The sequence below is a fragment of the Marinicellulosiphila megalodicopiae genome (assembly GCF_045862395.1).
GTDB lineage: Bacteria > Pseudomonadota > Gammaproteobacteria > Pseudomonadales > Natronospirillaceae > Marinicellulosiphila > Marinicellulosiphila megalodicopiae.
In genome coordinates this window covers 1188165-1204492 of record NZ_AP023087.1, presented here as the reverse complement: position 1 = coordinate 1204492, position 16328 = coordinate 1188165, and the positions used below count along the sequence as shown (strand labels likewise).

The window sequence follows — 16328 nt, the reverse complement described above, 5'->3', positions numbered from 1 at the left end:
AGAATCATGAGTATTTTATTAGATGCCTTGAAAAATGCAGCCCTAGAAAAGAAAAAAAGAGATGCATTGCTATCGGTGAATGAACCTGGGGCACAAAATAAAAACGAAGTTGATGATTCTATATCTGACGAAGAATCCATTAACTCATTTTTAAGTGAACAAGAATCCATTTCTAAACAAAACAACAATAAAAATAAATTAGAAAAACTCAGACATTCCGACCTTATTAAAGATCAGTTTTTAAGCCATATGGGCGCCCATAAAACACCGACTTTACCAGATGATATTACCGATCAAGATTTTGAAAGCCCTTCTCCAATTAAAACGGCATCCGCAAGTGCAGTCATTAATGAAAACTTGGTTAAAAGTGATATCGAACCTAAACAAGAAATGTTAGATGTAAAACAAGAATTAGAGACAGACATATCAACCGTTTGCGAGTTGCAATTAGAAAAAGAAGATCTTGATTTAGATGATCAATTAGAATTAAACGAAGAGTTCTCAATATTTTTAGATAATAAAAATAATGAAATTGAGGCTACACCAGATGACATAAATCATGATGTGACCTTTGATCAATCAAACATTGATGATACCCATAATGAGATCAAATCCATATCCATAGAAGCGCATAACGAACCGTTAGATTCAAACCAAAGCACATCAACTATTGAAATACATACAGAGTCCACTGGTGACTTAACTGAAAAAGAAACTCAAACACCTCAAATAGTAAAAGCTCCTTTACAAGACATTCAAGAAAACATCACTGATCAGGAAATTATTCAACCTGAAATAGATGAAGTTCCTGTAATGCCGACTAATGACGATGTTAGAAATGAGCGTAAACAACAATCTATTCGAGATCAAGAAAATCAAACAATCGCGTTCATCGACCTTAAAAAGAAAAACCTAAATAAAACTAGAAATAACAAAATTCAGTTAATAGCGATGTATTCATTAGGCATTATTGGGTTAGTGACATTTACAGGTTATCAGTATTATATCAATAACAGCATTGAAGTAGACACGCCCGTTATTGTTGTGTCAGATGCGGTTCAAAGCACCACTAAAAACCTACTGAATTCAAATGGTGTTGAAACCTCAACAATTCAGCCTGAATTAAATAATACCTATATTGAGCAATCAACCAATATAAAAGATGGTCCCAACACATTAAAAAGCAACACAAATACTGAAGTATTAGATTTACCAATTAAATCTAGTCAAATAGATCCAGTGACAGCTAAACCTGTTGCAGTTGTAAACACAGTTAAAAAAACCGTTATAGAAAATAACCCCGCCACTGTAAAAGTAAAAAAAACAATAAAAGCAACACCTGTCATTACTGCCCAACCTATTCAAACAAAAGCATTATCAATTAAACAAGAAACGATTTCCCCCTATCAAGATGCGATTTATACCGCTTATCAGTTTTACCAACTGGGTAATTTTGAAAACGCAAAACAACATTATTTAAATGCGCTATCCATTGAGCCTACAAGCAGTGACGCTCAGTTTGGTTTAGCGGGCATTGCCATGGCACAACAAAATTATTCAATGGCGATTGAGTATTATCAACAACGAATTAATATTCAACCAAATGACGCCCTTGCATTGTCAGGTATGATTTTAGCGGCGAGTAAATTTGAAAATATTAATAAATTAAAATCACAACTTAATGAAATATTATTTCAAAATCCTAAAGCGTCACATTTACACTTTATACAAGGCACATTACACGCAAGACAACAAAATTGGGTAGACGCGCAACAAGCCTTTTTTACAGCATGGCAGTACTCACCAGACAAAGCAGTCTACGCCTATAATCTGGCAATTAGTTTAGAGCAATTAAATTTACCCAAACAAGCATTGGGTTTTTATAAGCAAGCTCAATCCTTAGATGATCAAAGTAAACACTTTATAGACAGTGTTATTTTAACTAATCGTGTTACCCAACTGGTAAAAATCTATGAGTAATGCTCCTCGAATTGGCGACCAATTACTAGCGCGTGGTTTGATCTCCCAAGATCAAATTGATATTGCCGTTACAGAAAAAAGAAAGGTAAATAAACCACTTGGTCAAATCATTACTGACTTAGGGTTTGTGACCGAATCCATCATGCGCGATGTGTTAGGCGAAGTGATTGGTAATGACAGTATTGATTTAAAAACATTATTACCTGAAAAAGAAGCCCTAGATTGCATCCCAAAAAACATTGCACAAAAACATTCTGTGGTGCCTGTTAGTTATGACAAAGAAAACCATAATCTAGTGATCGCCATGGTCGACACATTAGATTTAATTGCACAGGAACGAATTCGTGCAGCCTTACCACGTGATATTGAAATTACGCCTGTGCTGTCAACCGAAGCGGATATTCGACAAGCCATTGATCAGTTTTATGGTTACGAATTATCTGTTAATGAAATTTTAAAAGAAATTGAAACCGGTGAAATTGATTACAACGCATTAGAAGCAGAAGGCGGTCAATACTCTCACCCGCTAGTGCGATTAGTGAATGCTATTTTGGCTGACTCCGTTAAAAAAGACGCATCGGATATTCACTTTGAACCCGAAGCTAACTTTTTAAGATTACGTTATCGAATAGATGGCGTATTACGTCAAATTAGATCATTACATAAAGATTATTGGTCGGCCATTGTGGTACGACTAAAAGTGATGGCGGGAATGAATATCGCCGAGACACGCACACCGCAAGATGGTCGTATTTCGTTGCGTATTTCTGGTAAGCCTGTTGATTTTCGTGTGTCGGCGCAACCCACCACCCACGGTGAAAATATTGTATTACGTGTACTTGATCGCTCAAAAGGCATTGTCCCATTAGAAAATTTGAAAATGGGTGAAGAGTCGTTTCAATTATTAAAATTATTAATGAATCGACCAGAAGGCATTATTTTAGTTACTGGCCCTACGGGTTCTGGTAAAACCACCACACTTTATTCGATGTTAAATTTTAGAAAATCCATTGAAGTGAATATCATGACACTGGAAGATCCTGTGGAATATCCAATGGATATGATTCGCCAAACCTCTATTAATGAAGTGTCTAAAATGGATTTTGCCAGCGGTATTCGCTCGTTAATGCGCCAAGATCCCGATATTATTTTAGTGGGCGAAGTACGTGACGAAGCCACCGCTGAAATGGCGTTTCGTGCTGCGATGACAGGTCACCAAGTATTTACTACTTTGCATACTAACTCGGCACTTGGTTCATTCTCGCGTTTAAAAGACATCGGTGTAAAACCCGACATCATGGCAGGAAATATCATTGGGATTATAGGACAGCGATTAATTCGAACATTATGCAAACACTGTAAAGAAGCAAAAACCACTGAAGAATATGAACAGGTTATTTTAGGTGTGAGTGATCCCATAACCATATACAGCGCAAAAGGCTGTGAGCTTTGTGATCAAACTGGATTTAAAGGTCGTTTATCAATATTGGAAGTTTTACAGGTTAACAGTGAAATTGATGAGTTAATTGCTAAAGGCGCCACCATGATTGAAATGCAACGCAAAGCCAAAAAAATGGGATTCAAAACCATGGCTGACAGTGGCATTGAGCGTATTATTGAAGGCGACACAACCATAGAAGAGCTTAATCGTGTTGTGGATTTAACAGCAAGGTTAAATCAAAATGAGTGAATATAAATACAAATCTATGGACGAATACGGCAAAAGCTTTGAAGGTCGAATGCATGCCAATAATGTGTTTGAACTTGAGGCGTTAATTAATAATCAAGATCAAGATTTAATTAATTATAAAGTAGTCAAACAACGCGCATTTCGATTAGGCGCCAGAAAATTAAATCGAAAAGACATCATCAATATGGTGGTGCAGTTAGAGCAATTAACAAAATCAGGTGTGCCGTTATTAGATGGATTATCCGATTTACGTGACAGCGCTGATGAAGGTTATTATCGAGATTTATTGTCTAGCTTAGTAGAGTCCATTCAAGGGGGTAAAACCTTTTCAGAGGCATTAAAAGATTTTGAAAATGATTTTGACCAAGTGTTTATTTCGTTAATTGAAATTGGTGAAGAGTCAGGTGAATTAGACAAAATACTTAAAGATATGGGTGCATCGTTACGCTGGATTGATGAGTTAATTTCAGCAACGGTTAAATTATTAACGTATCCAGCCATTGTGGGACTTGTTGTTTTAGCGGTGACTGGGTTTTTAATGGTGTATTTAGTCCCTCAAATATTACCGTTTATTTTAGAGATGGGTGGCGAAGTGCCCTTTCATACCAAAGCACTTATTATTGTGTCTGGGGTATTTATTAATTATTGGTGGGCGATTTTTATTATGCCCTTTATTATATTTTACACATTAAAAACAATGGGTAAACGCAGTAAAAAAGTAAAATACAGACTTGATTACCTTAAATTAAAAGCTCCTATTTTTGGTAATATTTTATTAAAAATAAAACTGGCTCGCCTTGCTAATTACATGTCACTTTTATATGCCTCAGGTATTAATGTATTACGAGCATTACAAATATGTGAAAACCTTATGGACAATGCGGTATTAGAAGAAGCATTACGTGAAGTGGGTAAAAAAATAAGAGACGGCAAAGGCATCAGTGACAGTTTTAAACAAACACAAATATTTCCACCTTTAGTCATTAGAATGGTAAAAGTAGGTGAAAGTACAGGTAACTTAGATGAGTCGTTATTAAACATCAGTTATTTTTATAATCGTGAAGTGCAAGGTGCCATTGACAAAATAGAGCCTGCTATATCGCCTATTTTGTCTGTGGTGATGGGGACATTATTAGGCTGGATTATGATGTCGGTTTTAGGGCCTGTTTGGGATGCCATTGGCAATATAGGATGATTAATGAAACGTAATTTTTTCATCACAAGCCATCGATTAAAAGTTTTTGAATGGCAAGGTTCCACCTTAATTGATTCGTTTGAATTTGAAAATGACGAACAAGGCCATATTGGATTTGAGCAATATATTCATGCAAGTGATGTGGTGCCTACTCAAATTTTATTAGAGCTTATTGAAGAAGATTTTTTAATTGTTAATGTGCCTTTTTTGCGAGGTAAAGATCGTAAATCCATGATTGAACGTATGACAAAACGTCACTATAGAAATGCACACTTTGTCTACCATCAAAAAATCCGTATATTAAAAGGGGACAGAAAAGAAGAAGAATTACTGTTTACTGCCATTACCAATGATGAATCGATCGATTCATGGATGGGTGTGATTGAAAAAAATAAAGTACCCGTCAGTGGCATTTGGTCTTTACCGATATTATGCGAAGAGTTAGCTAAAAAATTATTTCCAAAGAAAAAAAATTCACTCTTAATCTCGCGTCAAATTCGCTCAGCTTTTAGAGAAACCTACATTCGAGATGGCAAACTTATTTTATCTCGAATTGTAAGGCTCTCCCATGAAGATGTGATTTCAGAAACCGCTGAATCCTACATGGATCATAGTGTTGATAAGATAAAGAAATTTTTAACTAATAAACAGTATATTAAATACAATGATAATTTAGATGTTATTTGTATTTTACCTGACAATTTTATTGATGAAGCAAAAAGTCATTACATTGATAGCAAAGAATACACTTTTAGATTTTATGGATTGTCAGAAGTACAAAAAAAATTGTCGATCAAAACTCATGAAGTTTTGCATGCAGATGCTATTTTCTCTTATTTGTGTTCAACCCACCCTATTAGAGAAAACCCTTATGGTAACAAAAAAGATCAGGCTAACTATTTTGTTTACTCATTAAATAGATTTATTCACAACTTAAGTTACATGGGCAGTTTTGCTTTGTTTTTATCCGCTGTCAGCATTGGCACAATCAACAACAATATGAGCATAGAAACCAAAGAGTTAAAAAAAGAAAAAATCGCATTATCTAATGTTTATCAAGAGCAATACGATTTACTGCAAAATCAAATTGATACAGCACAAAAAGTGCAGCAACATATTTTATTTTCAAATCAATTACAACTGGAAGCGAATCAATCTTTAGAAAATGCATTTATTCCATTAAGTAATATTTTAAGTAAGCCTTCGTTTGAACGCATCAAAATCACAAATATTGCATGGGAAAAATTACACGGACTCTCATTGATTCAAATATTACAAGATGTCGACAAAGAGAAGTCTTCTAATAATGGAAATGGGTATTATGACCAACCCAATTACGACCAATACAATCTTCGTTACCCTATGCTTACTATTAAAGGGCGGTTAAACCAAAACAACTTAAGTTATCGACAAACTGTTTTGATCATGGACCAACTCACTGAACAGTTTAACAATAGTGATTTTATTGAAAAGCTTTGGTTAATTAAAGCCCCTGTTGATATCAGAAACCACGCTAATTTTTCAGATCAACAAGGAACCGATAGAAATCTTGTTTTTAAAGCGCTAGGTGCCGATAGTTTTGAAATACTTTTATTATTAAAAGGCACGCCATTTTTTGACCCAGAAGTGACGATCGATGAAAGTTTGGTAGGTGTCTATGAATAATATAATAAAAGAAATCAATTATAAAAAACATATTATAGGATTGTCTATATTATCTACTTCCTTTGTTTTTTTGATTTTTTCATTATATTTTTTTATAGGCACTTACAAAGAAAATAAAGATCAAAAAACCAGAGTAGCTTCCCAAGTGCATATCAATGAACAAGCGGTATCTCAATTAGAGTTATTCAATGAGTATTACCCGCGTTATTTAGAATTAAAAAAACAGGGTTTAATAGGCCAAGGTAATCGATTGCAATGGCTAGAAACCCTTAAGACTGCATCAGAAAAATACAATATACCGGCATTAAATTTCACATTAGAGCAGTCTTCGCCTTCGGATTCACTTATTGATTTATATGAAAACCCTGAAGTGTCTTTTCAAACTGCCATTATGAGTTTGAACTTTCAAATATTACATGAAGGGGATTTTTACCATTTGGTACAGTATTTACACAATAATGCCGATGGATTATTTAGTGTAGAAAGTTGTGAATTACGCTTAGTTAATGAATTTAACTATTCAGGCATGGCGGGTAGTTGTAAATTAAAATGGTTTTATTTAGAAGATTTCACAACACAATGGACAACTTTGTAGGTGGATTATGAATCAATTATTTAAACATCTTCATTTGGTTATATTTGTTTTTATATCAACACATGCATTAAGTGCTGAAAACACATCTTGGGATACGCCTTTTTCTAAATTATTTACATCCAAACAAGAGCGCGTTATTTTAAACGCAACAAGAAGTGATTTTTATGGTGAGTTTTCTGGCTCGCCAGTTAATTCTGAATCTAAAAAAGAAATTATCGATAAATTTCAAACTGAAACAAGCGCACCTGCTCAGGATATTATTGTATCTGGCATGATCATCCGCGAAGATGGCACTAAAGTGGTTTGGATCAATGGCAAACGCGTTGATAATCAGACTAATAAAGATCACAACGTTACGTTTTCATCTGATGAATCAGAAGTATTAATTAAAGAATTAGCGAATAAAAAAGTACTCAAACCTGGTCAAATATGGAGTGCTAATAAAAACCAAGTGGTGGAATCGTACTTATATGAAAGAGTGATTCCTAAAAACGACATTAAACCTGAATCAATGAAAGATGAAAAATTTGATGACTTAAAAGATGACTATATAGATGACTACATAGATGACTACATAGATGATATAGAAGACGAAAAACCCATATCCAACTCAAGTTTACAAACATTAGAATTAATTAAACAAACAAACGATACCACTCGATTATTATTACAAGATAATTAAGTGACTATTATGAATAATACAATACACACTCTAAACAACCAAAAAGGCATCGCGTTACTTGCCATGTTAGCGGTAATAATGATTATTTTTACTGGTGCTATCATTACATCTGTTTCACTCAATAGACAAAAAATAGATCAATCACAGGTGTATTCAAAAACCATTTCTAATATCCAAAAAGAAATAATTGGATACGCAATTAATCAATCTACTCCTGGTTTATTGCCCTGCCCTGACATCAATGGCGATGGCATTTCTGACTTACAAGGATCAAATTGCACGAGAAATCTAGGATATTTACCTTATGTCACACTGTCCGCTGAGCGAATTTTAGATTCCTCTGGCGCCGTTTTATGGTATGGGGTTGATCCACAATACACGCGAATAATCACTGGGGTTAATTTAAATTCGTCTTTAGATTCAAATATTTTTGTTGATAATCAATCGGTTGCTTTTGTTTTATTAAAAGCAAATACCCCAGTTAATAATCAAGTGCGCTCTAACAATAATCCAATCAATTATTTTGAAGATATCAATGCTAATAATGATTTTACTCAATTTATTAGCACCTCAACCAATACCGATTTTAACGATGAAATATTCAGCGTGTCTTTAACTGACTATTGGCGACATGTTGAATCGTTTGTAGGGGCTAACGTCAAACAATCTTTATTAACTTATTATAATCAACCTAGTTGCAATGAATTCCCTTGGGCGTCAACTCAAACCGCATCGCCTTTTGATAGTGACATCAATACTGAGTTTGGATTTTTACCTACCGACCAAGCCAATGCCTTTGCAAATGCGGCAGGCTGTCCTACAAGTTTAAATTTACCTTTGTGGGTGCAAAGGCACTGGCAAGCTCAATTGCATTATGTGTTTTGTGGGCCAAGTGGGAATCAATGTATTTCGTTAGTTAATGCTAAAACGCTCTCTGCAAATTCAATCATCCTTTTACCTGGTAATCCATTAAGCGGACAAAATCGCCCAAGTGCTGCAATGGTCGACTATTTTGAAAGAGACAATAATGATTTAGATGCCACCTTTGAGTTTTCTTTATCACGTCATTTAGATTCAACTTTTAATGATCAGCTGATCATTGTCTTGGAGTAATGTTATGAATTTCAAAAATAACCAAGGGTTTACGTTAGTTGAATTAGCCATAGTTTTAGTGGTGGTGGGTTTATTATTGGGCAGTATTTTAGGACCATTAAGCGCGCAACAAAAAAATAAAAATATTAAAAAAACAGAACAACTTTTAAATGAAATACACGATGCAATTATTGGTTACAGTGCCATTAACGGTTTTTTACCCTGCCCTGCCACTGCTGCATCAAATGGCCTAGAATCCAGAACTGCTGGAGCAGGTTCTTCCTGTACCACTGAACATGGGTTTGTGCCTGCTGTTACGCTGTCTATTAATGGCCAATTTGATAGCAACCAACAATTAATTGATTACTGGGCATCGCCTATTCGATATAGCTTGAGTGATGTCAATGCTTGGCAGTTTGCAACGGGCCTTTCTTTAAACAATCAAACCTCACCTTTTAACGTGTGCACAAACTCAACATGCACAGTTGGTAATGTGGTTGCGCAATCGGTGGTGGCTGTTATTTTTTCTGTAGGGCCTGATCGTAATATTTATAATTCTGCCGATCAGTTAGAAAACCTAGATGCTGATAATGTATTTATTTCTAAATTTCCTACAGAGCTTACCGGGTCTGAATTTGATGACATTGTAAGCTGGATTTCACCTAATTTATTAATGTTGCAATTTATTCAAACAAATTTATAAATTGTAACTACTCTTAAGTGAACGACTATAAATTGCGAGAAAGTACTATGAAAAATATATCCCTGAACAAGCAATCTGGTTTCACACTTGTTGAAATTGCCATTGTATTGGTAATTATCGGCCTGCTATTAGGTGGCGTACTTAAAGGCACCGAGTTAATTGAGAATTCAAAAGTTAAAAAAGGCGTGAACGATATGAATTCAATTGCCGCCGCTTACAATGGTTATATTGATCGTTACCGAGCAATTCCTGGTGATGATGGTAACTTAGCAACGATTCAAGCTCGCGGTGGTTCATGGGCTAACGTGACACAAGCGGGCAACCGTAATGGTATTTTAACCGCTGCGATTAATGATACATTTGATGGAGGTGGAGAGCATGACAATTTTTGGCAGCATTTAAAAGCATCTGGGTTTATTACCGGTGAAGTTGGAAGCCAAGATACAGCTGCATTACCAAGAAATGCATTTGGTGGATTAATTGGTATTACTACAGGTGTAATTAATGGTGATTTAGGTGGATTGAAAGTGTGTTTGAATTCTGTAAACGGAAAAGCGGCGATGTCATTAGACAACCAAATGGATGATGGCAATGGCGCAACGGGTTCATTTCGTGCAACACTCGATGCTGGAGGGAATGCACCAACACCACCAGCTACAACGGTATTAGCCGCACCTTATAGTGAAGCAGTCTTATATACAGTTTGTATGAAAATCTAGATTATTTAATATATTGTTTAGACACATGGACGTGTTTAATAGCACTTTTTCACAACTGTATTTTTGAAAATAACTATTAAAAAAATATTATTATTTTAAGCACCGCCCTCTTGGTTCATTCGCCTCAACCAATACAACATCTGAATGTAAAAACTGCGCCGCCTTTGCAGACTCAACTACTTTTGATTGAGTACGTTCAATCATTTCAGATTCAAAATTTTTCAAAACTGTTTCTCTTATACCCTTCTCTCGCCAATTAGATTCAGGTCGGCAACCTCTTTTTATTGCACGCCCAAGCGCTAAAGCATCTAATAATGCTTGATTCGCTCCTTGCCCTTTAAACGGACTCATCGGATGAGCGGCGTCACCAATTAATGTGGTATTACCTGCTTTTTCAAATTGATTTGATTGCAACAACTCCCGATCATAAACAGGATATCCAGAAACCAAATCAGTTTGAGTGGCTTTTAATATTTGAGGAATGGGATCATGCCATTGGCATTTTTTTAAGGATTCTTGTTTAAGAACAAGTGCGCCTTTTGCACTTAATATTTTTGCTTCAGTTTCATGCATTGGAAAACTTAATTGCCACATCACAGATTGTTCGTCATAGGGCATGATATAAATACGTTCTTTTCCATTAGCACTTTGAAATACGGTCGATCCATTTAATAACGTTCGATCATCACATTGGATATTATCTAACTGACAAATTCCTAATATCACAATACAACCCAAATATTTCAGAGGAGACTTTTGATCATCAAATAATTGTTTTCGAACGCAACTTCGAATGCCATCAGCACCTACGACAAGATCTGCAGTGGAATGTTTTATTTGGCCGCCCACTTCAAATCGTAATGAGATTGAACTGTCTTTATTGCGTTCAAAATCAAGTAATTGATGCCCCCATTTAATGGTTTCATTTGCTCCTAATTGCTCAATTAACGCCGAGCGCAGTGATTGTCTTGATATATGAATATTTGTTCGATTCACTGACGCTTTAATATTTGCTGGATCTAAATCATTCACCCCCCAATCACCAATTATTTTACCATGGGTGTCATGCACAACATGACGTGTGGATATTACTGCTTGCTTTAACCCGCTAATACCCAACCCTTGTATTTCACGACTTGCTTGTTGTAATGTTAATCCATAACCCTGTGCACGTGCAGTAAACTTGACATCACGCTCATATAACGTAAAGGGAATATCACGATGCAAACACGCCACAGCTAACGCCACTCCACCAATACCTCCCCCTATTATTGCAACATGTGGATAATCATTTAGAGGTTGGTTTTGTTGCGATTCAGGATTATTTTTAACCTTCACCAAACCCGATCCATGACAATTATTACAAGGCTCTAAATGCCCTTTTGGCTTAATCGGTCCATTGCCTTTATGGTTTGATTGTTCAAATTTTAACAATTCACGCTGATAACGTAGCTTCACTTTTTTGCGAATACCTTTATTGATTTTGCTGGTGCCTCTGCAAATTTGGCAAATGCTCCACTGGATAGACTCAGAATTGTTTGACTCTTGATCACTTGAATGGGTACACACGTATTTAAGGGCCTTTTTCAGAATTGACAATACATTTTAGCGGCATGATAAATCAGCTTATTGTTAATATTATAACTTATACCTACATTTAACAGAGAGTTAAAAACCAAACTTAAGCCTAAATCAACTTTGTTGAGTGTCGAAAAGTCGAGCATTGTGGATTTGTCAAATAATCTGTCCACATTTTCTGTGGATAACTGTGTTTGTAACAAGTTTTTAAAAGCATTGATTACTTCTAGAGTAGTATAATTCCAATTGTTTACTTTATAACCACCACTGTAAAAAATGATATAAAACAATAAGTTAAACCCTATAAGTGTCTATTTTTTATACTATTAGAATTAAAAAAACAATAATAGTGGCTATGTTTTGAATTCCTACTGCTCTGAATGTAACTATCTGATTTTAGAGAATCTAAAGATTCAAGTAAATTCTAGAAATTAAGGCGACTGTTTCTTCAAAATCGACCACATAGAAGGGCAATATTTAAACAACAGTAATAATTTAAAACATAAGCTAAATATTAGTTCGAATTATTTTTATACCCATGCAACTAAATGCAACCTTATGATATATGAGCGTTTGTTTTTTTTATTTAAAAAATCCTAAAGAATTGCTTCAATTTATTCCCTGCCCATTCATATCAAGCTCAAAGCGTATATAATAGCGTTACTTTTTTATCGGCCATGATCATCGTGAAACTTTTATTCATCCTATTTAGCCTTATTATCTGCTGGACAGCCTATCAACCACGAACATCAGATGAATTCACTCCTTCACTTACTGATTCCATTGCATTTACTGATGAAGTATTTTTTCAATCGACGCAACTGGGTTTGGATGTTTGGCCTGCACTTCATAGCTCTAATGTGATTGAGTTACATAACCAAGATTTATTAGTGTCTTGGTTTGCAGGTACCCGTGAAGGTCACACTGATGTGGGGCTATATACCCAACGATTTACACACGACACCCAAACATGGGATGCGCCATTTTTAGTCACCAACAGGCAAAGAACCAGTGTTGATTTAAACCGATACATAAAAAAAGTGGGCAATGCTGTTATTACTGAAATACAGGACAATCATTTAATGATGATTTATGTTTCGGTCAGTGTTGGCGGTTGGGCCACTAGCCAGTTAAATGTTATGCACTCTTATGATAATGGCTTTAGCTGGAATCAGGCACAACGCATAGTTACAACTCCATTTTTTAATATCAGTACTTTAGTACGTGCACATCCTATTTTAAATCAACAAAATGAAATATGGTTACCAGCTTATTATGAGCTAGCCCAAACATCCAGTCAGATAATAAAACTAGACACTGACAATAACATTCATTTTATTCAAGGCATAAAATCACCCAATGAAGCCTTAGCGCCTGTTTTGGTTATACAGGACAATCATAACATTCAAGTACTTCAACGCCCTAAACCCGCTGGTAATATTCAAGTGGCGCAAATCAATTTAAATAATTCAGGTATAAAAGTTAATGACTTTCAAAACCCTGTATTTACCAATCCAAATGCGTCTATTGATGTCATTTCAATTACACAAAATTTATGGTTAATGGCTTACAATCCTTTAGATTTAAAACGCCAAGCGTTAGGACTTGCTATAAGTGTTGATCAAGGTAAAACATGGATGCACAAAAAATGGGTTGAAAAACGTGTAACCAAACCTAAAAGTAAAAAAATTGAGTATTCGTACCCAAGCTTAAAAATGAAAAAAAATGGCGACATCGCATTAAGTTATACACATAATCGAAAAAGTATTTATTTAGTTGAATTTAATTTAGCTTGGCTATTAAGTGAGGATGCATCATGATTTTTAGTTGGATTATTTTTTCGTTTTTAATCAAAACATTTCATACAAAACTGCCCTTATTATGGTTAATTGGTATGTCTGCCATTGTCTGTTTTACACCTATATACATGGGAAATTCGTTATCTTTTTTCTTAACGGGATGGTTCTCTCAACTATCCATATTAAGTGTCATTTTTTATGTTTACTGGTTATTTGATTGGCGAATTGCATTAGACCCTAAAAAATTATTACACTTTAAATTAAGTATAATTATGTTAGGGGCGTTATTGTACGGGATGTTTTTATTTTCAAATCAATATTCGTTATATGCATTGGGTTTTGGAAATTTCAATACGCTTCTGATTTGTTTTTTAATACTCAGCTTATGTGTAATATTTAATTATTGGTTTATGTTTTTTTGCTTAATATTGACTATTATTTTTTATACACTGAACAAACTTGAAAGCCAAAATTTATTTGATTATTTGATTGATCCTTTTTTATGGTTGATCCTTCCTTTTAGTTTAAAATTTAATTTCTGGAGACGCACAAATGAATCTCAAACTGATTAGTACAGCTGCCATTTTAGCGACCAGTGTTCTTGCTTGCAAAACCAATTTTCAGTCTCAACAAACCACATCGGTTACAAGCAATCGCGCACAGACTATGGAACAAAAAGTAGCAGCCCTTGTAGCTTCCATGAGCCTTGCTGAAAAAGTCGGTCAAATGACTCAAGCTGATATCCCAAATATTACTGCCGCCCAAGTTAAAGAGTTTCATTTAGGTAGCGTATTAAATGGCGGAGGATCCAAACCTTATAATAATCCGCGAGCCAGTATTGAAGATTGGCTAACCTATGCTGACGGATATTATGAAGCGTCAATATCTAAAGAAAACGGCCGAATCGGTATTCCTATTATTTGGGGCACCGATGCGGTTCATGGACACAACAATGTCATTGGCGCAACGATATTTCCCCATAACATAGGCTTAGGAGCAGCTAATAACCCAGAACTAATGCAAAAAATTGGTGAGATTACAGCACTTGAAGTTCGCATTACAGGGCAAGATTGGACCTTTGCCCCGACATTAGCCGTGGCTCGAAACGATCGCTGGGGCCGCACTTACGAAGCGTATTCCGAAGACCCAAGTATTGTAGTGAACTTAGCTGATGATATTATTCGTGGTATTCAAGGTGACAACGATTTTAAAACCAACACTCTTGCTGGCAACCACATTCTTGCTGACAACCACATTATTGCAACAGCAAAACACTTTGTGGGTGACGGCGGTACGTTAAATGGTGATGACCAAGGTGACAATCAATCTACCCTCCAAGAATTAAAAGACATCCATATGCCTGGGTATTTGCCTGCTATTAATGAAAACGTTCAAACGGTTATGGCGTCGTATTCAAAAGCATTAGGCGAAAAAATGCATGGCAACAAACTATTGTTAACTGACGTTTTACGCGGCGAATTAGGTTTTGATGGATTTGTGATTGGCGATTGGGACGGTCATGCTCAAGTAGAAGGTTGCAACACTAAGTCTTGCCCTCAAGCCATTAACGCAGGCATCGATATGATGATGGTACCTAATGATTGGCAAGGATTTATTGAAGGAACGATCAAAGATGTGAAATCTGGCAAAATCACTATGGCGCGTATCGACGAAGCGGTCTCACGTATTTTAACCGTAAAAATGCGTATGGGTATGTTTGAGCAAACCAAACCGTCATTACGTCCTTATGCAAACAAAACTGAATTATTAGGTTCTGCTGATCACCGAGCAGTTGCACGCCAAGCTGTGCGCGAATCATTAGTGTTGCTTAAAAACACCAATGCAATATTACCTCTAGAGCGAAACTTAAATGTATTAGTGGCGGGTTTATCAGCAGACAGCATGCGCAACCAAACAGGTGGCTGGACAATAGATTGGCAAGGTAATGTAGGATCAAATTCAGACTTTCCAAATGGAAGTACCATTTTTGATGGGATTGAAAAGCTAGTCACAGATGCAGGTGGCCAAGCTAAATACAACCGCATTGGCGCATTTAAACCCGATGAAAAGCCCGATGTAGTAATTTATGTATTTGGCGAATCGCCATACGCTGAAATGATGGGCGACCGCGATGAATCTGGCATTATTCAAGGCAGCCAAGACGGCATAACAATGATGTACCAAGAGCGTGTAAAACGTGATTTAAAAGCATTAACCCGCTTTAAAGAAGCTGGCATTCCTGTTGTGGGAATTTTTGTATCAGGCCGACCGATGGTATTAAACCAAGAAATTGAACAAATGGATGCCTTTATAGCGGCATGGCTTCCTGGTAGCGAAGGTAATGGCATTGCAGAAGTGATATTTAAAAATAATGCAGGTGAAGTGAATTTTGATTTTAAAGGTAAGCTTTCTTTTAGCTGGCCAAAAAACCCTACTGATGCTGAATTAAATGTGGGAAACGATGTTTATGATCCACTGTACCCCTTTGGTTATGGGCTTAATTATTTGATGAATGGTTATTGAATGATTTGAGTTTAATAAAACACTCAAATCAATCAAGTGGATAATTATGAACTAACACTGGTCATTCAGCCAAAATTCATTGTTTGTCTACTATAATGACTTATTAA

13 protein-coding genes are annotated in these 16328 nt (G+C 35.7%); 12 read left to right on the top strand and 1 reads right to left on the bottom strand.

The window, feature by feature from the left end; all coding sequences use genetic code 11:
- Positions 1–6: 6 nt before the first annotated feature.
- From TYM08_RS05170 to TYM08_RS05130, 9 genes are read left to right on the top strand one after another with little or no spacing between them, the layout of a single operon-like run.
- On the top strand, positions 7–1980 hold the full coding sequence (locus tag TYM08_RS05170) for a tetratricopeptide repeat protein (protein ID WP_422381906.1): 1974 nt from the start codon (positions 7–9) through the stop codon (positions 1978–1980).
- Positions 1973–3670 (top strand): GspE/PulE family protein, encoded by a 1698-nt coding sequence (locus TYM08_RS05165; protein WP_422381905.1) that lies wholly within the window; start codon positions 1973–1975, stop codon positions 3668–3670. The genes TYM08_RS05170 and TYM08_RS05165 overlap by 8 nt, the downstream gene beginning before the upstream one ends.
- On the top strand, positions 3663–4865 hold the full coding sequence (locus TYM08_RS05160; RefSeq protein ID WP_422381904.1) for a type II secretion system F family protein: 1203 nt from the start codon (positions 3663–3665) through the stop codon (positions 4863–4865). Before TYM08_RS05165 ends, TYM08_RS05160 begins: the two co-directional genes overlap by 8 nt.
- A gap of 3 nt (positions 4866–4868) precedes the next feature.
- Positions 4869–6530 carry a hypothetical protein gene (locus TYM08_RS05155; RefSeq protein ID WP_422381903.1) on the top strand — a complete coding sequence of 554 codons (1662 nt, stop codon included), beginning with the start codon at positions 4869–4871 and terminating at the stop codon, positions 6528–6530.
- A complete protein-coding gene (locus TYM08_RS05150; RefSeq protein ID WP_422381902.1) occupies positions 6523–7125 on the top strand; it encodes a hypothetical protein in 603 nt (200 codons plus the stop codon). The genes TYM08_RS05155 and TYM08_RS05150 overlap by 8 nt, the downstream gene beginning before the upstream one ends.
- 7 nt (positions 7126–7132) lie before the next feature.
- Positions 7133–7807 carry a hypothetical protein gene (locus TYM08_RS05145; RefSeq protein ID WP_422381901.1) on the top strand — a complete coding sequence of 225 codons (675 nt, stop codon included), beginning with the start codon at positions 7133–7135 and terminating at the stop codon, positions 7805–7807.
- 9 nt (positions 7808–7816) lie between these two features.
- Positions 7817–8920, top strand: coding sequence for a hypothetical protein (locus tag TYM08_RS05140; protein ID WP_422381900.1), 1104 nt, complete (start codon positions 7817–7819; stop codon positions 8918–8920).
- A 4-nt stretch (positions 8921–8924) separates the two neighbouring features.
- Positions 8925–9602, top strand: coding sequence for a type II secretion system protein (locus TYM08_RS05135; RefSeq protein ID WP_422381899.1), 678 nt, complete (start codon positions 8925–8927; stop codon positions 9600–9602).
- Positions 9603–9649: 47 nt separating this feature from the next.
- Positions 9650–10321: a prepilin-type N-terminal cleavage/methylation domain-containing protein gene (locus TYM08_RS05130; RefSeq protein WP_422381898.1), complete on the top strand. Its 672-nt coding sequence runs from the start codon at positions 9650–9652 to the stop codon at positions 10319–10321.
- A 90-nt stretch (positions 10322–10411) separates the two neighbouring features.
- Here the strand turns inward: TYM08_RS05130 and TYM08_RS05125 are convergent, their stop codons facing one another.
- On the bottom strand, positions 10412–11890 hold the full coding sequence (locus TYM08_RS05125; protein WP_422381897.1) for an FAD-dependent oxidoreductase: 1479 nt from the start codon (positions 11888–11890) through the stop codon (positions 10412–10414).
- A 695-nt stretch (positions 11891–12585) separates the two neighbouring features.
- On the opposite strand from TYM08_RS05125, the gene TYM08_RS05120 reads away from it, so the two are divergent.
- Genes TYM08_RS05120 through TYM08_RS05110 form a run of 3 tightly spaced genes read left to right on the top strand, consistent with a single transcriptional unit; the run spans position 12586 to position 16221 of the window.
- Complete coding sequence (locus TYM08_RS05120) at positions 12586–13719, top strand: exo-alpha-sialidase (RefSeq protein WP_422381896.1); 1134 nt, start codon at positions 12586–12588, stop codon at positions 13717–13719.
- Entirely contained in the window at positions 13716–14270 is a 555-nt protein-coding gene (locus tag TYM08_RS05115) for a hypothetical protein (protein WP_422381895.1), read from the top strand. The genes TYM08_RS05120 and TYM08_RS05115 overlap by 4 nt, the downstream gene beginning before the upstream one ends.
- A complete protein-coding gene (locus tag TYM08_RS05110) occupies positions 14251–16221 on the top strand; it encodes a glycoside hydrolase family 3 protein (protein WP_422381894.1) in 1971 nt (656 codons plus the stop codon). The genes TYM08_RS05115 and TYM08_RS05110 overlap by 20 nt, the downstream gene beginning before the upstream one ends.
- The last annotated feature ends 107 nt before the right edge of the window (positions 16222–16328 follow it).